This is a genomic window from Jeotgalibacillus salarius (assembly GCF_004405125.1).
In the GTDB taxonomy this organism is placed as follows: Bacteria; Bacillota; Bacilli; order Bacillales; family Jeotgalibacillaceae; genus Jeotgalibacillus; species Jeotgalibacillus salarius.
In genome coordinates, this window is the sequence record NZ_SORX01000002.1 from 449,341 (window position 1) to 473,316 (window position 23,976).

26 protein-coding genes and 1 other annotated feature are annotated in these 23,976 nt (G+C 42.0%); of the genes, 8 read left to right on the forward strand and 18 right to left on the reverse strand.

Annotated features, from left to right (window positions below; all coding sequences use genetic code 11):
* Positions 1-20 precede the first annotated feature (20 nt).
* From E2626_RS04810 to E2626_RS04835, 6 genes are all read right to left on the reverse strand, one after another.
* Positions 21-1,328, reverse strand: coding sequence for a pyrimidine-nucleoside phosphorylase (locus tag E2626_RS04810; protein ID WP_134380228.1), 1,308 nt, complete (start codon positions 1,326-1,328; stop codon positions 21-23).
* Between the two features lie 89 nt (positions 1,329-1,417).
* Complete coding sequence (gene deoB / locus E2626_RS04815; RefSeq protein ID WP_134380230.1) at positions 1,418-2,605, reverse strand: phosphopentomutase; 1,188 nt, start codon at positions 2,603-2,605, stop codon at positions 1,418-1,420.
* Between the two features lie 104 nt (positions 2,606-2,709).
* The gene (xerD, locus tag E2626_RS04820) at positions 2,710-3,597 is read right to left on the reverse strand and encodes a site-specific tyrosine recombinase XerD (protein WP_134380383.1); all 888 of its coding nucleotides are present in this window, start codon (positions 3,595-3,597) and stop codon (positions 2,710-2,712) included.
* Between the two features lie 125 nt (positions 3,598-3,722).
* Positions 3,723-4,160, reverse strand: a complete 438-nt coding sequence (gene fur, locus E2626_RS04825) for a ferric iron uptake transcriptional regulator (protein ID WP_134380232.1) — start codon at positions 4,158-4,160, stop codon at positions 3,723-3,725.
* 110 nt (positions 4,161-4,270) lie between these two features.
* On the reverse strand, positions 4,271-4,867 hold the full coding sequence (locus E2626_RS04830; protein ID WP_166786740.1) for a stage II sporulation protein M: 597 nt from the start codon (positions 4,865-4,867) through the stop codon (positions 4,271-4,273).
* Between the two features lie 45 nt (positions 4,868-4,912).
* The gene (locus E2626_RS04835) at positions 4,913-5,467 is read right to left on the reverse strand and encodes an NUDIX hydrolase (protein WP_134380236.1); all 555 of its coding nucleotides are present in this window, start codon (positions 5,465-5,467) and stop codon (positions 4,913-4,915) included.
* 110 nt (positions 5,468-5,577) lie between these two features.
* Here E2626_RS04835 and E2626_RS04840 point away from each other — a divergent pair, with 110 nt between their 5' ends.
* Entirely contained in the window at positions 5,578-6,495 is a 918-nt protein-coding gene (locus E2626_RS04840; RefSeq protein WP_134380238.1) for an aldo/keto reductase, read from the forward strand.
* 43 nt (positions 6,496-6,538) lie between these two features.
* Here the strand turns inward: E2626_RS04840 and E2626_RS04845 are convergent, their stop codons facing one another.
* Genes E2626_RS04845 through E2626_RS04855 form a run of 3 tightly spaced genes read right to left on the reverse strand, consistent with a single transcriptional unit; the run spans position 6,539 to position 8,144 of the window.
* Positions 6,539-6,766, reverse strand: a complete 228-nt coding sequence (locus E2626_RS04845) for a YqkE family protein (protein ID WP_134380240.1) — start codon at positions 6,764-6,766, stop codon at positions 6,539-6,541.
* Between the two features lie 15 nt (positions 6,767-6,781).
* Entirely contained in the window at positions 6,782-7,444 is a 663-nt protein-coding gene (locus E2626_RS04850; RefSeq protein ID WP_134380242.1) for a 3-oxoacid CoA-transferase subunit B, read from the reverse strand.
* The gene (locus tag E2626_RS04855; protein WP_134380244.1) at positions 7,437-8,144 is read right to left on the reverse strand and encodes a CoA transferase subunit A; all 708 of its coding nucleotides are present in this window, start codon (positions 8,142-8,144) and stop codon (positions 7,437-7,439) included. Before E2626_RS04855 ends, E2626_RS04850 begins: the two co-directional genes overlap by 8 nt.
* 132 nt (positions 8,145-8,276) lie before the next feature.
* On the opposite strand from E2626_RS04855, the gene E2626_RS04860 reads away from it, so the two are divergent.
* Both E2626_RS04860 and E2626_RS04865 read left to right on the forward strand, forming a co-directional pair.
* Complete coding sequence (locus tag E2626_RS04860) at positions 8,277-9,179, forward strand: hydroxymethylglutaryl-CoA lyase (RefSeq protein ID WP_134380246.1); 903 nt, start codon at positions 8,277-8,279, stop codon at positions 9,177-9,179.
* A gap of 15 nt (positions 9,180-9,194) precedes the next feature.
* Positions 9,195-10,112 carry an alpha/beta hydrolase gene (locus E2626_RS04865; RefSeq protein ID WP_244094239.1) on the forward strand — a complete coding sequence of 306 codons (918 nt, stop codon included), beginning with the start codon at positions 9,195-9,197 and terminating at the stop codon, positions 10,110-10,112.
* A 28-nt stretch (positions 10,113-10,140) separates the two neighbouring features.
* Here the strand turns inward: E2626_RS04865 and E2626_RS04870 are convergent, their stop codons facing one another.
* Positions 10,141-10,467: an iron-sulfur cluster biosynthesis family protein gene (locus E2626_RS04870; RefSeq protein WP_134380248.1), complete on the reverse strand. Its 327-nt coding sequence runs from the start codon at positions 10,465-10,467 to the stop codon at positions 10,141-10,143.
* A 117-nt stretch (positions 10,468-10,584) separates the two neighbouring features.
* On the opposite strand from E2626_RS04870, the gene E2626_RS04875 reads away from it, so the two are divergent.
* Complete coding sequence (locus tag E2626_RS04875) at positions 10,585-10,800, forward strand: CDGSH iron-sulfur domain-containing protein (protein WP_134380250.1); 216 nt, start codon at positions 10,585-10,587, stop codon at positions 10,798-10,800.
* A 64-nt stretch (positions 10,801-10,864) separates the two neighbouring features.
* On the opposite strand, the gene E2626_RS04880 is transcribed toward E2626_RS04875, so the two are convergent.
* From E2626_RS04880 to E2626_RS04890, 3 genes are all read right to left on the reverse strand, one after another.
* A complete protein-coding gene (locus E2626_RS04880) occupies positions 10,865-12,145 on the reverse strand; it encodes a Y-family DNA polymerase (RefSeq protein WP_134380252.1) in 1,281 nt (426 codons plus the stop codon).
* Positions 12,146-12,272: 127 nt separating this feature from the next.
* Positions 12,273-13,061 carry an SDR family NAD(P)-dependent oxidoreductase gene (locus E2626_RS04885; RefSeq protein WP_134380254.1) on the reverse strand — a complete coding sequence of 263 codons (789 nt, stop codon included), beginning with the start codon at positions 13,059-13,061 and terminating at the stop codon, positions 12,273-12,275.
* Positions 13,058-14,026 carry an MBL fold metallo-hydrolase gene (locus tag E2626_RS04890; protein ID WP_134380256.1) on the reverse strand — a complete coding sequence of 323 codons (969 nt, stop codon included), beginning with the start codon at positions 14,024-14,026 and terminating at the stop codon, positions 13,058-13,060. The genes E2626_RS04885 and E2626_RS04890 overlap by 4 nt, the downstream gene beginning before the upstream one ends.
* Before the next feature lie 128 nt (positions 14,027-14,154).
* Positions 14,155-14,364: a binding site (T-box leader), on the forward strand.
* 42 nt (positions 14,365-14,406) lie between these two features.
* Here E2626_RS04890 and proC point away from each other — a divergent pair.
* The 3 genes from proC to namA all read left to right on the forward strand — a co-directional run bounded on the left by proC (position 14,407) and on the right by namA (position 17,499).
* A complete protein-coding gene (proC, locus tag E2626_RS04895) occupies positions 14,407-15,213 on the forward strand; it encodes a pyrroline-5-carboxylate reductase (protein WP_134380258.1) in 807 nt (268 codons plus the stop codon).
* Between the two features lie 60 nt (positions 15,214-15,273).
* Positions 15,274-16,413 carry a glycosyltransferase family 2 protein gene (locus tag E2626_RS04900; RefSeq protein ID WP_134380260.1) on the forward strand — a complete coding sequence of 380 codons (1,140 nt, stop codon included), beginning with the start codon at positions 15,274-15,276 and terminating at the stop codon, positions 16,411-16,413.
* Between the two features lie 63 nt (positions 16,414-16,476).
* Positions 16,477-17,499 (forward strand): NADPH dehydrogenase NamA, encoded by a 1,023-nt coding sequence (gene namA, locus E2626_RS04905; RefSeq protein WP_134380262.1) that lies wholly within the window; start codon positions 16,477-16,479, stop codon positions 17,497-17,499.
* A gap of 60 nt (positions 17,500-17,559) precedes the next feature.
* Here the strand turns inward: namA and rnz are convergent, their stop codons facing one another.
* A complete protein-coding gene (gene rnz, locus E2626_RS04910) occupies positions 17,560-18,477 on the reverse strand; it encodes a ribonuclease Z (protein ID WP_134380264.1) in 918 nt (305 codons plus the stop codon).
* 227 nt (positions 18,478-18,704) lie between these two features.
* Here rnz and zwf point away from each other — a divergent pair, with 227 nt between their 5' ends.
* The gene (zwf, locus tag E2626_RS04915; protein WP_134380266.1) at positions 18,705-20,198 is read left to right on the forward strand and encodes a glucose-6-phosphate dehydrogenase; all 1,494 of its coding nucleotides are present in this window, start codon (positions 18,705-18,707) and stop codon (positions 20,196-20,198) included.
* A 33-nt stretch (positions 20,199-20,231) separates the two neighbouring features.
* On the opposite strand, the gene E2626_RS04920 is transcribed toward zwf, so the two are convergent.
* The 4 genes from E2626_RS04920 to E2626_RS04935 all read right to left on the reverse strand — a co-directional run bounded on the left by E2626_RS04920 (position 20,232) and on the right by E2626_RS04935 (position 23,948).
* Positions 20,232-20,579 carry a DoxX family protein gene (locus tag E2626_RS04920; protein ID WP_134380268.1) on the reverse strand — a complete coding sequence of 116 codons (348 nt, stop codon included), beginning with the start codon at positions 20,577-20,579 and terminating at the stop codon, positions 20,232-20,234.
* 54 nt (positions 20,580-20,633) lie between these two features.
* The gene (gene gndA, locus E2626_RS04925; RefSeq protein ID WP_134380389.1) at positions 20,634-22,046 is read right to left on the reverse strand and encodes an NADP-dependent phosphogluconate dehydrogenase; all 1,413 of its coding nucleotides are present in this window, start codon (positions 22,044-22,046) and stop codon (positions 20,634-20,636) included.
* Between the two features lie 83 nt (positions 22,047-22,129).
* Entirely contained in the window at positions 22,130-23,359 is a 1,230-nt protein-coding gene (locus tag E2626_RS04930) for a DNA polymerase IV (protein ID WP_244094240.1), read from the reverse strand.
* 109 nt (positions 23,360-23,468) lie between these two features.
* Entirely contained in the window at positions 23,469-23,948 is a 480-nt protein-coding gene (locus E2626_RS04935) for a chemotaxis protein CheW (protein WP_134380272.1), read from the reverse strand.
* Between the last annotated feature and the right edge of the window lie 28 nt (positions 23,949-23,976).

Below are 23,976 nucleotides of genomic sequence, written 5' to 3' on the forward strand. Positions count from 1 at the left end.
CTGGGCTGCGACATTCATTCTTATTTACCTGTAACCTGATCAACGATTAATGCCGGAGCTTTACCTTCAGCAGAAATTTCAATACTCTCGTATAATTTTGTTTTTACTTTTTCAATTTCTGTTAAGTCATTTGCATAGATCGTTACGAGAGAATCACCTTCTTTTACGTCATCTCCCACTTTCTTTTTAAGCATCAGGCCGACTGCCAGGTCGATTTCGCTTTCTTTTGTCGCTCTCCCTGCCCCAAGCCACATCGCTGCAGTACCAACGTTGTCAGCAATGATTCGGCTGACCTGGCCGCTTTCTCTAGCAGGAAGTTCGATTTTGTGCGCTGCCTGTGGAAGTTTTGCAGGATCATCAACGACAGAAGCATCGCCGCCCTGTCCGGAGAGAAATGCCTTAAAACGATTCAGAGCTTCTCCACTTTCAATCGCATCTTCAAGCATTTTTCTGGCTTCTTCCTGCGTTTCGGCTTTCTTTGAAAGCACAACCATATGGCTTCCAAGCACTAAACAAAGCTCTGTTAAATCCTCAGGTCCTTCACCTTTCAACGTATCAATTGCTTCTTTTACTTCAAGTGCATTTCCAATTGCAAACCCAAGCGGCTGACTCATATCAGAAATAACGGCCATCGTCTGACGACCAACATTGTTGCCGATCTTAACCATTGCTTCTGCAAGCTCTCTTGCCTGAGCTTCATCTTTCATGAACGCTCCTGCGCCAGTCTTTACATCAAGTACGATCGCATCTGCACCGGCTGCAATTTTTTTACTCATAATTGATGAAGCAATAAGCGGAATGCTATTGACAGTCGCCGTCACGTCACGAAGTGCATAAAGCTTTTTATCAGCCGGTGTCAGGTTTCCACTCTGGCCAATGACAGCCAGTTTTTCTTCATTGACAAGACGGGTAAATTCCTCGCTTGTTAATTCAACATGAAAACCAGGTACTGCTTCAAGCTTGTCTATCGTGCCGCCTGTATGTCCCAGACCCCGTCCACTCATTTTCGCAACAGGTACACCTACTGCAGCAACAAGAGGTCCGAGAATTAATGTAGTCGTGTCACCCACACCGCCAGTTGAATGCTTGTCTACCTTAATTCCCTCAATAGCAGATAAGTCAATCTGATCACCGGACTCTACCATTGCCATGGTGAGATCAGCACGTTCAGATTGTGACATACCTTCAAAATAGATCGACATCAATAGAGCGCTTACCTGATAGTCAGGAATTGATTCGTTCGTATAGCCGTCAATGACATATTTGATTTCTTCTGTAGAGAGTTCTTCACCATTTCTTTTCTTTTCAATAATATCTACCATTCTCATATTATGCTGCCTCATTTCAATTTTATTTGTCAGCGTTCAGGACAGCCGTTATGGGACTCAGCTGCCCTGAATGCAGAATGACGAGGAATTTATTTTAATAAATCATTTAAAAAGCTCTTGCCAAACTCTGGCGCTTTCACCTGAAAGTTCTCAGCAATTGTTGCGCCGATATCTGCGAATGTTTCACGTAAAGGAATTTCCCCACCTTTTTCAATTGAAGGTGAGTATACAAGTAATGGAACATATTCACGCGTATGGTCGGTGCCGTGGTGGATCGGGTCGTTACCATGGTCAGCCGTGATAATCAGCAGGTCATCATCTGTCATTTTTTCAAATACTTCAGTAAGTCTCTGATCGTACTCTTCCAGTGCTTCACCATACCCCTGTGGATCACGTCGGTGGCCAAACAGTGCATCAAAATCCACAAGGTTTAAAAAGCTCAAGCCTGTAAAGTCTTTATCGAAAGTTTGAATCAGCTTATCCATACCGTCCATATTATCTGAAGTACGGATCGATTCTGTCACACCTTCTTCATTATAAATATCAGAAATTTTACCAATCGCGATCACATCATAGTTCTCGTCTTTCAGTTCATTCATAACAGTACGACTAAAAGGTGTTAAAGCATAATCATGTCTGTTCGATGTACGCTTGAATGCCCCAGGCTTTCCAACGAATGGTCGAGCAATAATCCGGCCGACCAGATATTTTTCATCAAGCGTCAGTTCCCGTGCAATTTCACAAATCTTATATTGCTCCTCAATTGGAAGAATTTCCTCATGTGCAGCAATTTGCAGAACCGGATCGGCTGACGTATAGACAATTAAAGCACCGGTTTTCATATGTTCTTCGCCCAACTCATCCAGGATTGCTGTCCCGCTTGCCGGCTTGTTACCGATTACCTTACGTCCGGTTTTTTCTTCAAGCGCCTGAATCAGCTCTTGAGGAAATCCTTCAGGGTAAACCTTAAATGGTGTATCAATATTTAAACCCATAATCTCCCAGTGCCCTGTCATGGTATCTTTTCCGACAGACGCTTCCTGCATTTTAGTATATTTTGCAAGTGGCTCTGAAGCAGGTTCAATACCTTTAACTTCTTCAATATTTGATAGTCCAAGCTTTGCCATATTAGGCATTTTCAACCCATTCATATGCTCTGCTATGTGTCCAAGCGTATGAGCACCTTTATCATTAAATGCCTCCGCATCTGGTGCTTCACCAATACCTACTGAGTCCATTACTACCAGATGAACACGCTTAAATCGAATATCCTTCATCAAATCTTCCTCCTTCGATAACTTTAACTATATTTATTGTACCTATACTATGTCTAACGTGACAAGAGATACGTCTGAAGTCTGACAACTTATTTTACCGGGCATTAAGCGCGCGGGTGAAACTGAGAATAAACTTCTCTTATCCTTTTAGTAGAAACATGTGTATATATTTGTGTGGTTGAAATATCTGCATGCCCAAGCATTTCCTGTACAGCCCTCAGATCTGCTCCATTTTCAAGCAAATGTGTTGCAAATGAATGTCTGAGTGTATGAGGTGTAAGGTCTTTTTCAATTCTTGCCTTATCCGTAAGACCTTTTAAAATTTTCCAGAAACCCTGTCTGCTTAGTCTTTTCCCATGATGATTAAGAAACAATGCCTGTTCACCAGGCTTGCGTGTTTTATTTCTGGCTTGCTGAATGTACTGTTCAATGACTTCTGATGCAGTTTTACCAATCGGAATAATTCTCTCTTTATTCCCTTTCCCTCTGCACTTTACAAACCCCATTTGAAGGTTCACGTCATCCGCATTCAGGTTGATCAGTTCACTTACACGCATACCTGTTCCATAGAGCACTTCAAGCATTGCTCTATCCCTCAAGCCGCTTTTTTTCGTCATATCAGGGCTTTCCAGCAGAGCCTCCACTTCTTCAATATTCAGCACTTTCGGCAATGTCTTTTCGGATTTCGGGGTATTCAGGTGCTCTGTCGGGTCTTGTGTACATATTCTGTTACGCATAAGGTAGTGATGAAACGACCTGATTGAAGAAGTATGTCTTGCGATCGTTTTTGCTGATTTCCCATGCTGTTTCAAATGCTGAAAAAATTGAAGGACATGCAGCCTCTGAACATCACAGATCCCATGAAGCTGTTCAACTTTCATTAAGTATTCAATGTAGCTCTTCAAATCTCTATCGTAGGATTGAATCGTGTTTTTAGACAAACCTTTTTCAACGATCATATATTGTATAAAATCCTGCAGATGCTCTTTCATTCCCTCACCCCGCTTCACTTTTATTTTAATGGTTAGATGATGCAAAGTCATCTTATGAACTGGAAAAAAACAAATACTTATATTAAAAATAAATAAAAACCATGCAATAAGGCATGGTTTCGTCTCTATTCCTGACATCTATGACAAACACCGTGGAATGTCAGGCGGTGATCTTTAATTTTAAATTTCCAGTCACGCTCTACAATTTCTTCGACATCTTCAAGTAAATCTTCCTGAATTTCATCAACAGCACCACATTCCAAACAGATTAAGTGATGATGAAAGTGTGCTGCACCTTCCTTTCGTAAATCGTATCTGGAAACACCATCACCGAAATTGATTTTATCGACCACTTTCAATTCCGACAACAGTTCAAGTGTTCGATATACAGTAGCGAGCCCTATTTCAGGCGCTTTATCTTTCACTAATAGATAGACATCTTCTGCACTGAGGTGATCAGCTTCGTTTTCAAGTAGCACCCTGAGTGTCGCTTCACGCTGAGGGGTTAATTTGTAGCTTGCTGAATGAAGTTGTTTTTTAATTCTGTCAATCCTGTTTTCCACGCTTACCCCTCCCTCACAATATCATCAATATTATATCAAACGGTTCTTTATTTGCAAACAATAATCATTATTAATTAATACACTATACCTTTATTATAAAATACTTATTATTATGTAATAAATATTTTAATTAAGAAGCCTGGAACATAATATTCTATCATCCCAGCAAAACCGGCAGCTGCAATTGATACGCCCAATAAAAACAAGTATGCGGTCCCCATATTACGAATGGTATAAACGAATGGCTGCCTTGCACCAATGCCTTTCCATATTTGGCCAGCTAATATTAATGACTCCGCTCCCAGTACAACATAGACAGACATCATCAGCATATTGTGAGGAAGCAATATAATGGCAGCATGTCCCAGCCCGGAGAGACCTTTTTCATATAACAACATGCCAGATGCAAACCCAAAGAGACAGCCTTTCATATAAATTAAAAACCATGCAATCGGTAAACCGGCCAACGTAAAACCGGAAGTCCATATAAATAACAGGAGCACTAAATCTATCATTAGCGCACTAAAGATCTGACCATTCAGCTGGGTATCAAGATGAACAGCTGGCATAATATTCAAAGGAGCATAGATGTTAACCAGAAGTGCACCTGCTGCTGTCCCGCCTGAAAGTAATATCAAAATAAACGTATAGTAAGCCATGTGTTTTGAAATATAGTGTAAAATTGCGCTGCTGATATTGGTCTTCATGCGGCTTCCCTCCCTGCACATCCATTGTATGCAGGAAGTTAATCTCTATGTAAGTTTTCTCAATTGCTCCAGTCTCAAATATTGTACAGCGTAAGCCGTTTTAGCATCATAGATTCGCTGATCCAGCACCATTTCCTCTGCTTCTTCCAGCGTTACTTCCAATAACTCAACGAATTCGTCTTCATCTGTATCATGAGCATCCTCAATCTTATAAAGCCCCTCTGCTTTATACACATGCACTAACTCGTCAGCAAATCCAGGTGAAGTATAAAAAGAAATTAAGTGAGTCAGTTCACTGCATCCATAACCCGTTTCTTCCTCGAGCTCTCTTTCTGCAGTTACTTCCGGCATTTCTCCGGGCTCAAGTTTACCGGCTGGAATTTCAACGATAGAACGTTCTAATGCTTTCCGGTATTGCTCAACCATAATCAGCTTATTATCTTCCGTTTTTGCAATGACACAAACTGCCCCCGGATGTTTGATGATTTCTCTTTTTGATGTTTTACCGTTTGGCAGCTCTACGTCTTCGACTTGTAAGCTGATAATTTTCCCTTCAAATAACACATTGTTTGAGATTGTTTTTTCTTCGAATTTTTTCACCTTATTCACTCCTCTTTTATTGTATTGTAACAATGATTAGAGGCATTTGCTTTATGCATTGTTTGAATGGGGATAAATTAGAGAATATGATTAGAGAGAGGAGAATGATAATGGAAAAAAGAAGAATTGGACACTCACCGCTTGAAAGCTCATTGCTCGGTCTCGGCTGTATGTCTTTAGGGAATGATGCTGCAAATGCGGAAAAGATTATTAAAACAGCTTATGACAACGGGATCAATTATTTTGACACAGCTGATTTATATGATTACGGCACCAACGAAGAAATCGTTGGTCAGGCTTTAAAATCAATCAGGAGTGAAGTCCTTATTGCGACCAAGGTTGGAAACCGGGCGAATGACGATAAAAGCGGCTGGTTCTGGGATCCATCCAAGTTCTACATAAAGGAACAGGTTAAGAACAGCCTGAAGCGACTGCAGACGGACTATATTGACCTTTACCAGCTGCACGGCGGGACACTCGACGATCCGATAGATGAAACAATTGAAGCATTTGATGAATTGAAGCAGGAAGGTCTGATCAGAGCGTACGGTTTCTCTTCCATACGACCTAACGTGATCAGAGAGTACGCACCAAGATCTTCTGCTGTCTCCAACATGATGCAATACAGCCTGCTTGACCGCAGACCGGAAGAGCAGGCTTTTGAAGTATTAAATGAAAATGACGTATCGGTCATCACAAGAGGTCCTCTTGCAAAAGGATTGCTATCACCTAACTATAAAGACAAGCTTGCCGGTCCCGGTAAGGATGGTTTTGTTCATTATTCCAATGCTGAATTGGAAGAACTGTTAACTGCGTTAACTGAAAAGTTTCACGGCCGTTCTTTGACAGAACTTGCACTTCAATTTAATGCAGCCCATCCGGAAGTTTCTACAATTATTGCCGGAGCAAGTTCTCCTGAGCAGGTGATTGATAACATTAAAGCAATGAATCAGTCCCCGCTTTCAAGAGAAGAATTGGAAATGTTAAAGTCTTTCACTAAAGCAGATGGGTACACAGAACACAGGTGATCATGTGCGTCACAGACGATAAAAAATGAGGTGCAGCTGCACCTCATTTTTTATAGTTCTTCCAGTCAAGGCTGCTTTCGTTCAGCAAGTCCTCAAATGATTTGTTTTTCTCACGCAATTTTCTATCTTCTTCTTTTTTTGCTATTGCTTCTTTTTTATTTTGTTCTTCTGTTTCAACAGCACTTTGTTTAAGCATTTTCAGTTTTTCAAGCGTCTGTTCATTCAGAGCGTCTTTCAAGACAGCTTCCCTGTCATTCTTATTTTTTTTCATTCGTTTCCCTCCCGCTTAGAAGGCATTCATTTTGAGATTTTCAGCAATGCGAAGCTCCGGTTCAGTGGAATGTATAATATCATCAACTGTGAAACCTTCAGCAACCTCTGTCAGTTCTAATCCTGATGAGGTAACTTCTATTACCGCACGTTCTGTTATAATCCGGTCCACCACACCTTTACCAGTCAGTGGTAAAGAACACTCGTTCAGAATTTTAGGACTTCCATTTTTACTGACATGTTCCATGATGATAATAATTTTTCGCGCACCGTGAACCAGATCCATTGCGCCACCCATACCTTTGATCATTTTACCCGGTATCATCCAGTTTGCCAAATCTCCATTTTCAGATACCTCCATGCCGCCCAATATTGCCACATCAACATGGCCGCCTCTGATCATACTGAAAGACTCTGCACTGTCAAAAAAAGCAGCACCCTTAATCGCAGTAACAGTTTCTTTTCCAGCGTTAATTAAATCAGGGTCCAACTCTTCTTCTGTTGGATACTTACCAATACCCAGCAGGCCATTTTCAGACTGGAGAACGACCTCTTTCCCTTGGGATAAATGATTTGCTACTAATGTGGGCATACCGATGCCCAGATTCACGTAATCACCATTGTTAATTTCTTTTTCGGCACGTTTTGCAATTGTTTCTCTCACTTTTTGCTTATCCATTTGTTTGACCTCCGGCAGAAACTGTTTTTCTTTCAATTCTTTTTTCCTGATCGGCCTGTAATAGACCCTGCACATAAATGCTTGGTGTGTGAATATGATCAGGGTCAAGATGTCCGGTTTCAAACAGCTCTTCAACTTCTGCAATTGTAAATTTACCGGCTGCTGCGATCATTGGATTAAAATTTCGTGCTGTCTTTCTATATACAAGATTCCCCATGTGATCGCCTTTCCACGCCCTTACGATGCTTACATCGGCTTTTAAAGCCCGCTCCATCACATATTCCTTTCCTTCAAAAGTACGGATTTCTTTTCCTTCAGCGATTGGTGTGCCCACGCCTGCCGGTGTAAAAAATGCCGGGATTCCAGCGCCCCCGGCTCTGATTCTTTCAGCTAATGTTCCCTGTGGTACTAGCTCTACTTCAAGTTCACCTGACAGAACCTGCCTCTCAAACTCTTTATTTTCACCCACATAAGATCCAATCATTTTATTAATCTGGTGATTGTGCAGCAGGAGACCCAATCCCCAGTCATCGATTCCGCAATTATTCGAAATGACAGTCAGATTTTTCACTCCACTGTCTCTGATCGCCAGGATCAGTTTTTCCGGAATTCCGCACAGGCCAAATCCGCCTGCCATTAATGTATCTCCATCTTTTAAAATAGCAGCAGCATCAGATGCTGACTGATAAATTCTTTTCATTGTGTATACCCCTTTCATGGCTAAAAAAATTGTCATACTGTACCACTTCTATGTAAGCGCTTCAATTCCTTCTTTTTCACTTTCTTTTTTTCTGATAAAGTGGAACTATGACTTTTAAAGGGGATGTAAAATATGGATTTGCCGCAATCTGCAGTTGTAATTGAAGTTGGTCCCAGAGATGGCTTGCAAAATGAATCAAATTTTGTACCTACGCAAACAAAGGTTGAATTTATAGAAGCGTTATGGAAAGCAGGTTTTAAGGAAATGGAAGTGACCTCTTTTGTGTCACCTAAATGGGTACCACAAATGGGGGATGCAGCAGATGTGATGCGACTTGCCGGAGAACGCCCTGGCACGCTCGTCCTGACGCCTAATAAACGCGGCATTGATGCCGCACTGGACTCAGGCGCAAAAGCGGTAGCAATCTTTATTGGTGTAAGCTCTACTTTTAACCAGAAGAATATTAATAAAACGACAGAAGATGCAGTAGAAAATCTGCTGCCGCATATTCAGGCGTTAAAGCAGGATGGCATTTATGTCAGAGCCTGCATCTCTACAGCATTTCACTGTCCTTATGAAGGGAAAATCAATCCTGCCGATACACTCAGTTTGTGTAAAACACTGACAGACGGCGGAGTTGATGAACTGAGTGTTGCAGACACGATTGGAAAGGCTACACCAAAGGAATCTTTTGCTCTTTTCAGTATGTTGAAAAAAGAGCTGCCCGAAGTATTAATTGCTGCGCATTTTCATGATACCCGAAAAATGGCACTCGCCAATATTTATGCAGCTTTATGTGCCGGTATCACCAGGTTTGACACGTCTGCCGGCGGACTCGGAGGTTGTCCTTTTGCGCCAGGTGCCAGCGGGAATGCAGCCACAGAAGATGTTGTTTACATGCTGAATCGGATGGGGATCGACACAGGGATTGACCTGACTCAGCTTGCAAAAGCAATTGATGTTGTAGAGCCTCACGTATCGCGTGAACTCACAAGCTGGTATTATCAGTCATATAAGAAACAGCAACTCTCCTAGAAAGCAGGGATCTTTTTGAAGAAAAGCAGCATTGCAGCGATTTCAGCTGCCACGGGAATTGGAGCACTGGGCATTTATTTATCTAATAAGATTATGTTTATGAAACTGAAAGATCCTGCTGAAATCGAAGTGCGGGAGCGTGAAGCAGGATACTTTGATCCCGATGGATATGACCGCCTTCCTAAAAAGGAGTTTTATATTCCTTCTCCTGCAGGATATGACATACACGCTGTTTTTATTAAGAAGTACGATAATGCACCATTTGTGATTTTCTGCCATGGCGTTACAGAAACAAAGATTAATTCTCTTAAATATGTACATCTTTTTATGGAAAAAGGTTTTAATGCTGTCATTTACGATCATAGACGTCACGGCAGCTCCGGTGGAAAAAGCACCAGCTATGGTCACTTTGAAAAAATTGACCTGAAAGCGGTGATTGACCGTCTTCTTCAGGAAGAAGGTTCTCAAACGGTTTTTGGCATTCACGGTGAATCGATGGGCGCCGTTACAATGCTTTTATATGCAGGCAGTATCGAGGACCGGGCAGCTTTTTATATAGCGGATTGTCCATTTTCAGACCTGACAGAGCAGCTGGCTTTTCTAATGACTAAGTCATCACGCCCTGCTGTTCTCTCTAACATGGCACTGAACCTGGCTGGAACCTTTATTTTTTTCAGAGACCGTTATTTTATTAAAGGTGTATCTCCCAAAGCTGCGGTTCGCAACATTTACAAGCCCATTCTTTTTATCCACAGCAGAAATGACAGTTTTATCCCATCCCACATGACAGAAACTTTATATGAATTAAAACCTGGTCCTAAAAAGCTTTTCATTCCTGAAGAAGGAGGTCATGCCCAGTCTTACCCGGCTAACCCCGAAGTATACAGTAAAGAGATTGATCGCTTTCTTCAGGAACATTTTTATTCGAAATAACAAAAGCGCCTGAGCTCAGGCGCTTTTGTTATTTGACCATATTTTTAAAACTCATTCGCCCGTTAATTGTTTGTCCAGGACTCTTCAGCTGAAACATGCCTGCCGATTCAGCGTAATCAATTTTCAGACTCTTATCATAAAAGACTGTTTTTGATGGTTCTATTAATATTGGCCGGTCATTTGTCTCAACCAGCTGATCTTCCTCTTCAGGTTCATCCACATACCAGAGAATCGGAACACCATTTAATACGCAGCCTGTACCTTCAGTGTCATATTTCAGCTTTAAATAACCCGATTCATCCGGAATCTTGTCCGCAATTTTTTCTGCCGCTATTTTTGTGATTTCAATTTTCATGTGAACCGCCTCCTGTTCCTTCAGTATAGCATCTCTGTTTCGATTCTACCGCCATCTTGCTTTTAGCAGACTTTTCAAGTAGCATCAATTACGATAAACGTTTGTGGAGGGGTTTTAATGGAGAAAAAAGTGCAAATTAAAGTAATGGATAATGGTTCTTTAAAAGTGACGGGTGATGTCGAATTAGTGGACATGGACGGTAATCAATTTCCTGTTAAGCAGGTATTTTCTTTGTGCAGATGCGGTCACTCTAAAAGAATGCCGTTTTGTGACGCTTCACATAAAGGCGTATTTGAATCCTGCGTGCGCGCTGAAAAAGTGCTGGAGGAATAAACCTTTCCTGTTCTGTAAATGCTTTTAAAATCTTGAAAAGTGCTTTCCGGAATTCAGCCGGCTGTTATTCTCCGGCTTTTTTTCTCTGTTTGGATTTATGCCCGCCGATGAGCGCAGCTCTGCGTCTGGAAGTACCGGCATCTGTATATGAAACGGCTCTTAAAAGAGAAGCTGAGCCGTGGCGCTCTCTGATGCTGTCCATTACATAGCCCAGCATGTGAAGTTCTTTTTTTCGCGGGTTAAATAAGTCCAGCTGAAGCGTACTGTCATCAGAGAGATTCGTCAGAGAAATAGATATTTTACGTACGGGATACGGCGCGAGATGCTGATCCAGAAGATTCAGGCAGACTTTATATAATTCCATCGTAATTGCAGTAGGTTTTTCTATGGATTGAGAACGGTGAAACGCAGGCACAGGTGCCCGTTTACTGTAACCGACGCCTAAGTGTACTGTGCGTGCAGCCAGGAAATGGCGTCTTGCTCTTCTTGCCACTTCCTCACACATTTCCAGCAGTACTGCTTCTATTTCTTTTCTGTCTGTGTAATCACGCATTAAAATCTGGCTTTTACCGTAACTCACCTGCCCCTTTAGAATTGGCGCACCGATTTCGGATCGGTCAATTCCGTGGGCATGATAATAAAGCTGGTTGCCCATGACGCCAAATACAGCTTCCAGCCGTTCAAGGTCATAAGCAGCGAGATCCCCCACTGAAAAAATACCCATCCGATTCAGTTTCTTTTCTAATCTGCTGCCAATTCCCCACATTGCAGAAAGCGGCGAAACAGGCCACAGTTTCGTCTCAACATCTTCATAGGTCCACTCGGCTACACCTTTTCTTTTAGCTTCCATGTCCAGACACAGTTTTGCAAGGAGCATATTGGGTCCGATCCCGACTGCGCAAGGAAGACCAAATTCCCTCATCATATCATCCGCAATAAGTGTTGCGATTTCCCTGGCATCCCCCCAGAGACGCGATGTTCCATCAATCTGCAAAAAACTTTCATCTACGCTGTACACGTGAATTGCTTCCTTTGGCACATATCTTGAGAACAGCTTGGTAATTTCAGTCGAAAGCTGGAGATACCTTCCCATGTCCGGCTCTATCAGCTGAATATCTTTTCTGTTCGGGATTTCATGGAGTCTTGAACCTGTTCTTACACCAAATTCTTTTTTTACAAGCGGAGAAGCAGCCAGGATAACACTGCCCTTTTGTTCCTGATTACCTACGATAGCAATTTTACACTTTAAAGGATCCTGCCCCGTTTCAACAGCTGTACAGCTTGCATAAAAACTTCTCATATCTACACACAAAATCCGCTGATGTTTTTCAGATGCATAATCCATTTTACACACCACCAAATCGAACATTTGTTCTTATAATAGCAGTGATTCCCTTTTGTGACAATAACTAAACTATTCCATTTCATAAAAAATCATGAAAAAAATCACAAAAAAATAAGCGCCACGGCGCTTATTTTTGGTTAAAGCCTTTTTTGCCCAGACGCTCGATCATTCCGGGTGCTAAAGAATATGCTTTAGAAGCCATATTCATCCAGCCTGGAAGGTTAATTTCTCTCTTATCTGAATAAAAAGCATCCACGGTTTTCTTCGCAACCATCTGTGGTGAGAGCATCCACCTTTTTACACTGGATGCATAACGCCCTGACGTATCAGCCGTTTCAAAGAAATCCGTTTCAATCGGACCCGGATTTACCGTTGTGACAAGAATGTGATCATCAGCCGCTTCCATTCTGATACTGTTCGAAAATCCGAGTACAGCATGCTTTGCAGCAGAATAGATAGAAGATTTTGGTGTAGCAAGTTTGCCGGCCTGGGAGGCAATGTTCACGATATGTCCGCCGCTGTCTTTCATGTGTGGTATCACAGCTTTACTTATGAGCATTAAAGCCACTACATTTACATTGATCATTGAAATGATTGTTTCATCCGGGGTATTTTCCAGTTTTTCAAATAATCCAAACCCGGCATTATTAACGAGCACGTCAGCGCCTCCACTTTCTGAAAGCACCTGCTCCATAAAAATGGGAATACCCTCTACTTCATTCAAATCAAACGGACGAATCACAATGGTTCCCGCACCGAACTGCCGGCATCTCTCTCCCGTCTGAATCAGCTTCCGTTCATTTCTTGCAATTAAAATGAGGTCCGCTCCCATCCTGGCTGCTTCTTCTGCAATTGCCCGTCCAAGTCCCCCGGACGCACCGGTAATTAACACTTTTTTTCCGGTTAATTTTTTCATAGCTTCACTCCACTTTCAGCCCTATAAATGATCGCCGGGCCTTTCATATCAGCTGCTTTAATTTCCCCAATTGCCATCAGGTAATCCAGCTGTCCCATTGTTTCTGACAGCGTCAGACCAAGCTGCTTTTTATAAATTTTCGGAAACAGCTGCTTGCAGATTTCAAAAGCCGTTGTCTCCTCATTTTGAATAAGTGATTTCACATAAAGTGCTCTTTCATGCTGTTTTTTCAATCTTTCCGTAATCAGTTCAGACGCCTGATATACCGGTGTTCCATGCCCTGGATAAACGACATCAGGATGAAGAGCTGCAAGCTTACTGAGCGATTCGTTATATTGAAGCTGGGGAATCGGCCGTGGCTGGTTGATGCCAAAAGGCGGCTCTATCAGCGGATTAGAGGATATATGCTGAATCAGCAGGTCTCCACCAATGACGGCACTGCTCTCATGCACAAGTGAAATGTGTCCCTGGGAGTGACCGTGTGATTCCATCACCTTCCAGTCCCCGTGCCCAGGAATCAAATCACCCTCTGACAAATATGAATCAGCAGGTCTTCTCCCCATGGCCTTTAACGTTTCTTTCATTTTTTCTATTAATATAAAATAATGTTCGGGAAGACCCGCCTGTTTGAAAAACTCTGTATAAAAAAAGTCATGTAACTGCATGAAGGATGCGCTCCTGGTCAAAAAGCGCTCTCCATCCTTGTGAGCATATAGTCTGGCACCGCTGAAAAACTCTGACAGGCCGGCATGATCGGGATGATGATGAGTTAATACAACCTGATCAATATCTTCCGGCTGAAGTCCAATCTCCTTCAGCTTTGTAATTAAAACCTCTTTTCCTTCTGCAGTGTCGGGACCGGTATCAACGAGTGTTACCGCGTCACCGATCAACACATAAGTATGCACGTCTCCTACTGCGAATGGCGTAGGTATTGTAAGCTGATGGATGAACGGATCTTTCATTTTTATTAACCTCCTGAAATGAATAACTATTCACTTTTTACTAGTGTAGCCTTTTTTCGCTTCTTTGTTAAGTGAAAGAAAAAATGACTTGACAATCTTTCATAAACTAAGCATAATCTCAATAATAAATAAAATCGATGACAAGGAATAGTAAGCGGAACAGGCGCTATAGAGAGCAGAGTTCACCGGCTGAAAAATTCTGCAGCTTCCCTTCCCGCTGAACCTGCCCTAGGAGTGACATGAAATCTGTCCGCCTTGCCTGCGTTAGCGGCTTTAAGAGTGTGCGGATCAGTCTGCAAATTAAGGTGGTACCACGGAAGAACCCTTTCGTCCTTTTACAGGAGGAAGGGTTTTTTAATGTTTACAGGGAGGAATGCTCAATGAAAATTGTGTTTATTGGCGCCGGTTCGATGGCGGAAGCGATGATAAAAGGAATGAAGAATGCAAGCAGCTTTGAACATGATGAGTTGTGGGTGACAAATAAGAATGACAGCGCAAGACTTGAACTGCTTTCTGAAAAATATGGCGTACACAGAAGTTACGATTTAAGCAGCCTGCTGGATGAAGCAGACGTAGTTATTTTAGCGATGAAGCCCAAAGATGCAAAAGAGGCACTGGCCTCCATTCAACCCCACTTGCGTCAACAGCTGATTATATCTGTTTTGGCTGGACTGTCAATCAGCTTTATAGAGAATATCATCGGGGAAGCTGCAATTGCACGTGCGATGCCAAATACATCTGCTATGATCGGTCAGTCTGCAACAGGACTTTCATTTAACGATCATATTCTAGACTCACAGCGTGTGACAGTGCTTTCTATTTTCTCTGCAATTGGTTCTGTTACGTGCGTGGAAGAAGCCCGCCTTGATCTTGTCACAGGCCTTTCAGGAAGTGGTCCCGCTTACATTTACTATATAGTGGAAGCGATGGAAAAAGCGGCTTCGGAGCTTGGGGAGGATGCAATGCCTTTTATTATTCAAACGTTAAAAGGTGCTGCACATATGCTCGAAACATCCAATCTTTCTCCGGAAGATTTGAGAAAAGCGATTACAAGTGAAGGCGGTACGACAGAAGCGGGTATTGCACAACTCGAAAGCCGACATGTAAAAGATGCCTTCGCAGAATGTATTAAAGAAGCAACTGACCATTCAGGCAGACTGCGCAGACAATTTGAGCAGATCCACTGATTTTAAAACTTGCAGTACTTTGGAAATTTTATGTACGATTGAGGAAAAGGAGCTGTGAATATGCTCTTCCTACTGCTTTCACTAACGGCTCTTTTCTGGATGGTTATAGCAGTCGATACGTATCGCGGGCTGATGATTCTGCCCGCTTTAGAAAAGGAAGCAACATTAAGTTCAAGCGGTATGATCAGTGTGATCGTACCGGCAAGAAATGAAGAAACACATATAGAAAAAAGTATTCGTTCTCAACTGAGTCAAACCTATCAGCAAATTGAATGGATACTTGTCAATGACCGCTCTACGGATCAGACAGGTAAGATGATGGAAAAACTGGCTGCACAGGATCAGAGAGTCAGAGTGATCCATATCAGCAAACTGCCTGATGGCTGGCTTGGCAAAAATTACGCGCTGTATAAAGGGGCACAGGCAGCTGCCGGGCACACATATCTGTTTACTGATGCTGATGTGATATATGAACCTGATCTGATTGCCAAAGCAGTATCATATATGGATCGGGTAAAGATTGATCACCTGACTGTTTCACCGGACCTTCAATCCAGAAGTTTTTTATTAAAAGGATTTGTCGCTTTTTTCTTATTCGGCTTTTCTTATTACAAAAGGCCGTGGTCAGCGAATCGGGATAAATCAAAAAGCGGGATGGGTATTGGCGCTTTTAACATGATTACAAAAGAGGCTTATAAAAAAACCGGTGGACACCAGGCAATCAGGCTGCGTCCGGATGATGACCTTCAATTGGGCATGCTGGTTAAACGACATGGCCTCTCTCAAAGAATGGCAACGGCTAAAACGATGCTCAGGGTTGAGTGGTATCCTACTTTGAAAGAGGCCTTGAAAGGGCTGGAAAAGAACGCTTTTGCAGGATTGCACTACAGTTACACGTTTACATTTGCTGCAATGACAGGTGTATTCATCTCTCAGGTACTCCCTTTTATCGCTGTATTTCATTCAGACTTCTATACATCTGCAATGGCATGGGTTGTGATTACTGCCATTATGGCGGTTTATATTCCACTCACGAGAAAGCTGACAACTTATTCGAGCTGGCATGCTGTGTTATTCCCTGTTTCAGCGATTCTATTTATCTTCGCAGTCATCAGAGCTGCTATGCTGACTTTGATCAGAGGCGGTGTAAAGTGGCGCGGAACGATTTATCCAATTAAAGAGCTGAAGAAAAAGAGCTGAAAATTCAGCTCTTTTTTTAATGGTGTTATACTGGGATGGAATGTAAATACAGGAGGTTGTTGAATGAGTACAGCTTTATTTTCACCCTATACAGTAAAAGAGGTCACACTGAAAAACAGAATTGTGATGGCACCGATGTGTATGTATTCCTGCCACGAGCAGGATGGTATAGTGACAAATTTTCATAAAGTGCATTATGCATCGCGAGCTGCAGGTCAAACCGGATTAATTATGCTCGAAGCCACTTCAGTTACCCCACAGGGCAGGATATCGAATGAAGATCTCGGTATTTGGAGTGATGAGCATATACATGGCCTGAAGGAACTGACAGATTTAATTAAAGAAAACGGGGCTAAAACAGCCATACAGCTTGGACACGCAGGAAGAAAGTCAATGACTGACGGTCCGATTATCGCGCCTTCTGCCATCCCGTTTAACGAAAAAATGAAACAGCCTGAAGAAATGACGACTGAACAAATCAGGCAAACCATTGCTGCCTTCAAAGATGGTGCAAGAAGATCCAAAGAAGCTGGATTTGATATGATTGAGTTACACGGGGCACATGGTTATCTGATTAATGAATTTTTATCTCCACTATCAAATTACCGTACTGACGAATACGGCGGTTCGAATGAAAACCGTTACAGATTTTTAAAAGAAGTGATAGATGCTGTTAATGAGGTATGGACGGGTCCTTTGTTTGTAAGGGTTTCCGCGAGTGACTGGCATGAAGAAGGTTTAGTGCCTGAAGACTATGCTGTATACGCAAAATGGATGAAACAGCAGGGCGTTGACTTAATTGATGTCAGCTCAGGCGCTGTGGTTCCTGCTGCCATTCATGTTTTTCCCGGTTACCAGGTACCAATGGCTGAAACAATCAAGCATATGGGCAATATTGATACCGGAGCTGTCGGAATGATCACGAGTGGACTGCAGGCAGAAGAAATTCTTCAAAATAAGCGTGCAGATTTGATCTTTATTGCACGGGAACTTTTAAGAGACCCCTACTGGGCAAGAAATGCTGCACTTGAACTTGGCACTTCAATTGAGCCGCCGGAACAATATAAGCGCGGCTGGGTTTTTTAAATCTGTTACCAGTTACACCCGGATGAGCTCAATGTTCATCCGGGTGTATGTGTTAGATCACTATTTTTCTAAATCAGTTTCGAGCAGGTCCTGTGCAATAAAGCTGTTTGGAAAAATTGTTCTTGCCTGCAAAAGAAGGTCATTTTCGGATCCGCCTGAATAACGTGAACTAATATGTGTGAGCCACAGTAATTTTGCCCCTGCTTCCTTAGCAATCTCAGCAGCCTGCACTGATGTGGAGTGATAATAATCATATGCCATCTCTTCGTTCTCGCTTCCAAACGTTGCCTCATGGATGAACAGATCTGCTTCATATGCCAATTCAATCGCAGCACCGCATTTTCTCGTGTCTCCTGCAACAGCAATTATTTTTCCTTTTACCGGCTCTTCAATGAAGTCTTTGCCATTGATCCATTCACCAGCCCACTCAATCGTTTCTCCGTTTTTAAGCTTCTTATATAACGGACCAGGCTGAATGCCTGATTCCTTAAGCTTTTCAGCATTTAGTCTGCCAGGCCTCTCTCTCTCTTCCAGCCTGTAGCCGAATGAAGGGATGACATGATCAAGCTGTTTAACACTGATTGTAAAGTCTTCCTCTTCAAATATATTTCCATCACTCACTTCAACAATTTTCAGATCATACTTTAAATATGTTCTGCTCAACCGCAGAGAAGTAGTGATATACTCTTCAATGCCTGCTGGTCCATACACTGTCAGCGGCTCAGTCCCTCCCTGAAAAGAGCGGCTGCCGAGAAAACCAGGCAGACCAAAAATATGATCCCCGTGTAAATGGGTAATGAAAACTTTTTTGATTCTTCTCGGTTTAATTGATGTATGCAGAATTTGATGCTGTGTGGCCTCTCCGCAGTCAAATAACCATATATCACCATTTTTATTCATCTGTTTTAAAACGAGCGAAGAAACATTACGCTCTTTGCCGGGCACACCGGCACCGGTACCTAAAAAATGCAAACGCATAGTAAAATAACCTCCGAATTTTAAGACACTGTTATAAGCCGCTGTCCTTCGCAGCAGTGACTTTGCTTCTTACAGGTGAACAGGATGATCAGAAGACCATAAAAAACTGCCTGCATGTATGTTCAAGTATTGCGTAAAGGTTGCATCTGTCTTTAAGCCGCTATACAATTTAGATATTGTACAGCCGGCTTAAAGCCGAATTGAAAAGAAAAAGTGAGGTCCTGAAAGTGAAACAGACATCTACACCACCAACTTTAATTATGATATTTGGCGCAACAGGAGACCTTGCTAAACGCAAATTGTATCCTTCATTATACCAGCTTTATCTGAAAGGTAGTCTGGAAAAACAATTTGCAGTGCTTGGGATCGGACGCCGTGAATGGTCAAATGAACAGTTTATTCAGCATATTCGCGATTCACTTATGACTGCTTCAAGTAACCATGACCATATTGAATCATTTATTGAACATTGTGTATATGAATCTCATGATGTGGAAGACTCCTCATCATACATAAACCTCAGAAATAAAGCAGATGAATTGGATGAGAAGTTTAATTTGCAGGGTAACAGAATATTTTATCTTGCAATGGCGCCGGAATTTTTCGGCACCATTACAGACCATCTGAAATCGGAAGGCTTAACTGACAATAAGGGCTTCTGCCGATTGGTCATTGAAAAGCCATTTGGGCACAACCTGCCTTCAGCTAATATCCTGAATGATCAGATCAGACAATCATTCCCGGAAAAATCAATTTACCGTATTGATCATTACCTCGGTAAAGAAATGGTTCAAAATATTGAAGTCATCCGATTCGCCAATGCATTATTTGAACCATTATGGAACAGCCGCTTTATTTCAAACATCCAAATTACTTCTTCAGAAGTTCTCGGTGTTGAAGAACGGGGTCGTTATTATGAAAAAAGCGGTGCTTTGAGAGATATGGTTCAAAACCATATGCTGCAAATGGTTGCATTGCTGGCAATGGAGCCTCCAATCAGCCTTAGCACTGATGAGATCAGAAGCGAGAAAGTAAGGGTTCTAAGAGCTCTCAGACCTGTCGAAGGTAAAGATGTAGATGATTACTTTGTAAGAGGCCAGTATGGACCGGATCAAAATGGTGAACAAAAAGGCTATCGCGAAAATTCTAATGTAGATCCCGCCTCTAATACTGAAACATACGTCGCAGGAAAAGTAATGATCGATAATTTCCGCTGGGCAGGCGTGCCATTTTATATCCGTACAGGGAAAAGCATGACTGTTAAATCGACTAAAATTGTTGTTCAGTTCAAAGATATCCCAATGAACCTATACTATAATAAAGAACATTCACTTGATCCGAACCTGCTTGTCATTCACATACAGCCAGATGAAGGAATCACGCTGCACCTGAACGCTAAGAAGACTGCACAGGGAATTGACACTGACAGCGTAAAGCTCAGTTATTCGGCAAGCAGCGTTGATGGAATTAACACACCTGAAGCATATGAAAAACTGCTTTTAGACTGTATTCTGGGTGATGCAACTAACTTTACCCATTGGGACGAGGTCAGACATTCATGGAGTTTTGTTGACAAAATCTCAGATCATTGGGAAAAAACAAAAGATGCATCTTTCCCTAACTACTCTGCCGGGACCATGGGACCGGAGAGAAGCGACTGGCTTCTTGAAAAAGAAGGCTTTGAATGGTGGCCAATCGGTGAGCTTGATGTAGAAGAATAATGAGATTAAAAAAGTAAGGCGGAAAAATCCGCCTTACTTTTTTGCTATATTCAGCGACCATTTGATCAGTGGAATTTGAAACAGCACTCTTCCCCAGAGTGCGGCAGGCATTCTTTTACCGGCAATCGGGAAGTTTTTCTGAGCCATATAAATATTTGCCGGCCATACAGCAACCAAAAACAAGGCAAGCCCTTTCCCCGCTATTTTAGTACCTTTATTGAGGACAAGCATCGCACCCAAAACGATTTCAACTACTCCTGAAATATAAACAATGGCTTTTTTAAACGGAAGAAATGCCGGTACAATTTTTCTGAAGTTTCTTTCTTTCAAAAAATGCATAATACCAGCGTAAAACACAATTGCACCGTATATCCTCTTCATCTTATCTCCCCATCCTACAATGCCCGCCTCGCATCAAGCGAGACGGGCAGAATTTTAGTCTTCAATCCATTCAGTATGGAATGTTCCTTCTTTATCAACACGCTCATAAGTATGAGCGCCGAAATAGTCACGCTGAGCCTGTATCAGGTTAGCCGGCAGAACTGCAGTACGATAGCTGTCATAATAAGACAGTGCAGTTGAGAATCCAGGTACCGGAATACCGTTTTTCACAGCTAGTGAAATGACTTCACGTAATGCGCTCTGGTAATTTTCAACGATTTCTTTAAAATAATCGTCAAGCATCAGGTTCATCAGCTGCGGATCTCTGTCATATGCTTCTTTGATCTTTTGAAGGAATTGTGCACGGATAATACAGCCCCCGCGGAAAATCATCGCAATTTCTCCAAATTTAAGATCCCAGTTGTATTCTTCAGAAGCAGCTCGCATTTGTGCAAATCCTTGTGCATAAGAGGCGATTTTAGACATATAAAGCGCACGTCGGATCGCTTCAACCCATTCTGCTTTATCTTCCTCAGGTAATTGAGGCGTTGGTCCATTGAGCAATTCGCTCGCTTTCACACGCTCATCTTTGAGTGCAGAAATAAATCTGGCAAATACAGACTCCGTTATAATCGGAAGCGGTGTTCCAAGATCAAGAGCACTTTGGCTTGTCCATTTCCCAGTCCCTTTTTGTCCCGCTTTATCAAGAATTACGTCAACCATCGGCTTTCCTGTCTCTTCATCATACTTATTAAAAATATCAGCAGTAATTTCAATCAGGTAGCTGTCAAGTTCGCCTTTATTCCATTCAGTAAACACTTCCTGTAATTCTTTTGCATCCAGACCGAGCACCTGCTTCATTAAGAAGTAAGATTCTCCGATCAGCTGCATATCTGCATATTCGATGCCATTATGCACCATTTTCACGTAATGACCTGCGCCATCCGGTCCAATGTAAGTGCTGCATGCTTCACCATCTACTTTTGCAGAAATCTCATTAAAAATTGGCGCAACAAGATCATACGCCTCTTTCTGTCCACCCGGCATAATGGATGGTCCGGTAAGCGCGCCTTCTTCTCCGCCTGAAACACCTGTACCGATAAAATGAACGCCATACTCACTTAACTCTTTGTTACGGCGAATCGTGTCACGGTAAAAAGTATTTCCGCCATCAATCAGAATATCTCCTTTATCAAGCAGTGGCAGCAATCCAGAAATTGTTGCGTCAGTTGCAGGACCTGCTTTAACCATCAACATAATTTTTCTTGGTGTTTCCAGAGAATCCACAAACTCTTCCAGGCTATATGTACCGTGGATCTGCTTGCCTTCAGATTCTTTTAACATATCATCAACTTTTTCAGAAGATCGGTTGTGTACGGCTACTGAAAAACCTCTGCTTTCAATGTTCCATGCAAGGTTTTTACCCATTACCGCCAAACCAACAACGCCAAACTGGTGTTTTGACATAATCAACTTCCTTTCCATAATCGTTCTCCCTTTGATCCTAAACTATTGTATCATTAAACGCTGAAAAATCTAATTAAGATCTCTTAGTCATGATCATCTAAAAAATCTTTACTGAAACTCGTTTCTGCGTTCTGATGACTTTTTGCACTCTTCAGACCTCTTGTCAGAATTCCTTTTCCATGCTTTTCTTCAATTTCTCTCATCACTTTTTCCAAGGGCTCATATTTAACATCCTCTTCATATGAAAAAAGGTTAATTTGTTTATAGGCATGACTTTTATCTGCAAGATCCTGTACCGTTACCCCAAGCAGCCTGACCGGGGTGCCGTTCCAGTGTTTAAGAAACAATGATCTGGCGTGCTCTGCAATATGCTGCTGATCATATAATGGATGACTGAGTGTAAGGCTTCTCGTAATCGTTTTTCTGTTTTTGAAACGGATCATGATTTGCAATCCATACCCGAGCATTTGTTTCGACTTTAATCTTTCACTTACTTTGACCGACAGTTTATCTATGACTTTTAAGAGTTCTTTCTGATTAGTCAAGTCACGTGGCAGTGTAGTTGAGTTTCCTACACTTTTAAAATCATAGACACTTTCGGGATCCACTTTTCTTGTATCAATGCCATTTGCCCTGCTCTTCAGTTTAAGTCCATTAATTCCGAGCAGAGATTTCAGTTTCATTTCTTCGGTTCCTGCCAGGTCGCCGATTGTCAAAATTGATAGCGCTGAGAGCTTTTCAGCGGTTTTTTCACCTACCCCGTGCATCTCTCTGATTGGAAGTGGCCAGAGCTTATCGGCAATCTCCCTTTTTCGGATCACTGTGATGCCCATCGGTTTTTTCATGTCTGATGCCATCTTTGAAAGAAACTTGTTTGGTGATACGCCGATACTGCATGGTAAATCCAGTTCCCTCAAAATTCTGTCCTGGATTTCTTTGATCAGTTCAATCGGATTTCCTTCTATTTCAGTGATGTCCATGTATCCTTCATCAATTGAAACCGGTTCAACCATTTCGGTATATGACCTTAATATATCAAACATTGCTTTAGAAGCCTGTCTGTATCGTGTAAAATCAGGTCTCAGAATCAACAGTTCCGGACACAACTTAAGCGCTTCATGAACCTGCATCGTTGTTTTTACACCTTTTTCACGCGCCTCATAGCTGCAGGTAACGACGATTCCTTTGCGTTCTTCGGGATTACCGGCTATTGCAATAGGCTTTCCCTTTAATTCAGGCTGATGAGCAGCTTCAACAGAAGCATAAAAGCTGTTCATATCAATATGAAGAATTACTTTCCCGCTTTTACTCATCAACTCAGTCCTTCCAATTAATCTGTTCATCTCAAATTTTACATGAAAAAAGCGTAAAAAAAAATGTTCCTGTAAAAGGAACACGTAATCATATAACGTAACATCAAATTTAAACTGTTTCGTGAGACGCTGTCTGAAGCATATAATCTCTGATTTCTTTCATTCCTTCAAGACTTTCAGTCAGTATTTCAGGGTCAATCATTGTGATTAAACGATTTTCCAGCTGAGCTACTGCTGTGAAATATTCCGTTTTTTTATATGATGCAAGGCCTATTTCTTTAAATCGTTCAGAAGGAATGTCGAGAATTTCTTTTGCATCTCTTACACGGACTGCTAATGAAAGCTGTTCCGTTTTCAAGACCAGCATTTTTGATTCTTCGGCAACGAGTGATCGATTATATAGAATCTGCTCAAAATCCAGCACCGGCACCAGCTCACCTCTCACTTCTGTAATACCAGGCATATATGCAGGCAGGTGAGGAACTGCTGTAATTTTCTCTTCTTTTTCTATCGATATAACTGAATGAATTGAAATTGCATATTCTTCATTTCCGCATTCAAATACGACTACTTTTTGTCCGTCATCCATATCATATATCCCCCTTTAACTAGTAATA

Excerpts from the sequence above, each read along its gene's own strand:
- E2626_RS04810 (WP_134380228.1), bottom strand. The coding sequence starts at position 1,328 with ATGAGAATGGTAGATATTATTGAAAAGAAAAGAAATGGTGAAGAACTC.
- deoB (WP_134380230.1), bottom strand. The coding sequence starts at position 2,605 with ATGAAGGATATTCGATTTAAGCGTGTTCATCTGGTAGTAATGGACTCA.
- xerD (WP_134380383.1), bottom strand. The coding sequence starts at position 3,597 with ATGAAAGAGCATCTGCAGGATTTTATACAATATATGATCGTTGAAAAA.
- E2626_RS04830 (WP_166786740.1), bottom strand. The coding sequence starts at position 4,867 with ATGAAGACCAATATCAGCAGCGCAATTTTACACTATATTTCAAAACAC.
- E2626_RS04840 (WP_134380238.1), top strand. The coding sequence starts at position 5,578 with ATGGAAAAAAGAAGAATTGGACACTCACCGCTTGAAAGCTCATTGCTC.
- E2626_RS04845 (WP_134380240.1), bottom strand. The coding sequence starts at position 6,766 with ATGAAAAAAAATAAGAATGACAGGGAAGCTGTCTTGAAAGACGCTCTG.
- E2626_RS04850 (WP_134380242.1), bottom strand. The coding sequence starts at position 7,444 with ATGGATAAGCAAAAAGTGAGAGAAACAATTGCAAAACGTGCCGAAAAA.
- E2626_RS04855 (WP_134380244.1), bottom strand. The coding sequence starts at position 8,144 with ATGAAAAGAATTTATCAGTCAGCATCTGATGCTGCTGCTATTTTAAAA.
- E2626_RS04860 (WP_134380246.1), top strand. The coding sequence starts at position 8,277 with ATGGATTTGCCGCAATCTGCAGTTGTAATTGAAGTTGGTCCCAGAGAT.
- E2626_RS04870 (WP_134380248.1), bottom strand. The coding sequence starts at position 10,467 with ATGAAAATTGAAATCACAAAAATAGCGGCAGAAAAAATTGCGGACAAG.
- E2626_RS04875 (WP_134380250.1), top strand. The coding sequence starts at position 10,585 with ATGGAGAAAAAAGTGCAAATTAAAGTAATGGATAATGGTTCTTTAAAA.
- E2626_RS04880 (WP_134380252.1), bottom strand. The coding sequence starts at position 12,145 with ATGGATTATGCATCTGAAAAACATCAGCGGATTTTGTGTGTAGATATG.
- E2626_RS04885 (WP_134380254.1), bottom strand. The coding sequence starts at position 13,061 with ATGAAAAAATTAACCGGAAAAAAAGTGTTAATTACCGGTGCGTCCGGG.
- E2626_RS04890 (WP_134380256.1), bottom strand. The coding sequence starts at position 14,026 with ATGAAAGATCCGTTCATCCATCAGCTTACAATACCTACGCCATTCGCA.
- proC (WP_134380258.1), top strand. The coding sequence starts at position 14,407 with ATGAAAATTGTGTTTATTGGCGCCGGTTCGATGGCGGAAGCGATGATA.
- E2626_RS04900 (WP_134380260.1), top strand. The coding sequence starts at position 15,274 with ATGCTCTTCCTACTGCTTTCACTAACGGCTCTTTTCTGGATGGTTATA.
- namA (WP_134380262.1), top strand. The coding sequence starts at position 16,477 with ATGAGTACAGCTTTATTTTCACCCTATACAGTAAAAGAGGTCACACTG.
- rnz (WP_134380264.1), bottom strand. The coding sequence starts at position 18,477 with ATGCGTTTGCATTTTTTAGGTACCGGTGCCGGTGTGCCCGGCAAAGAG.
- E2626_RS04920 (WP_134380268.1), bottom strand. The coding sequence starts at position 20,579 with ATGAAGAGGATATACGGTGCAATTGTGTTTTACGCTGGTATTATGCAT.
- gndA (WP_134380389.1), bottom strand. The coding sequence starts at position 22,046 with ATGTCAAAACACCAGTTTGGCGTTGTTGGTTTGGCGGTAATGGGTAAA.
- E2626_RS04930 (WP_244094240.1), bottom strand. The coding sequence starts at position 23,359 with ATGAGTAAAAGCGGGAAAGTAATTCTTCATATTGATATGAACAGCTTT.
- E2626_RS04935 (WP_134380272.1), bottom strand. The coding sequence starts at position 23,948 with ATGGATGACGGACAAAAAGTAGTCGTATTTGAATGCGGAAATGAAGAA.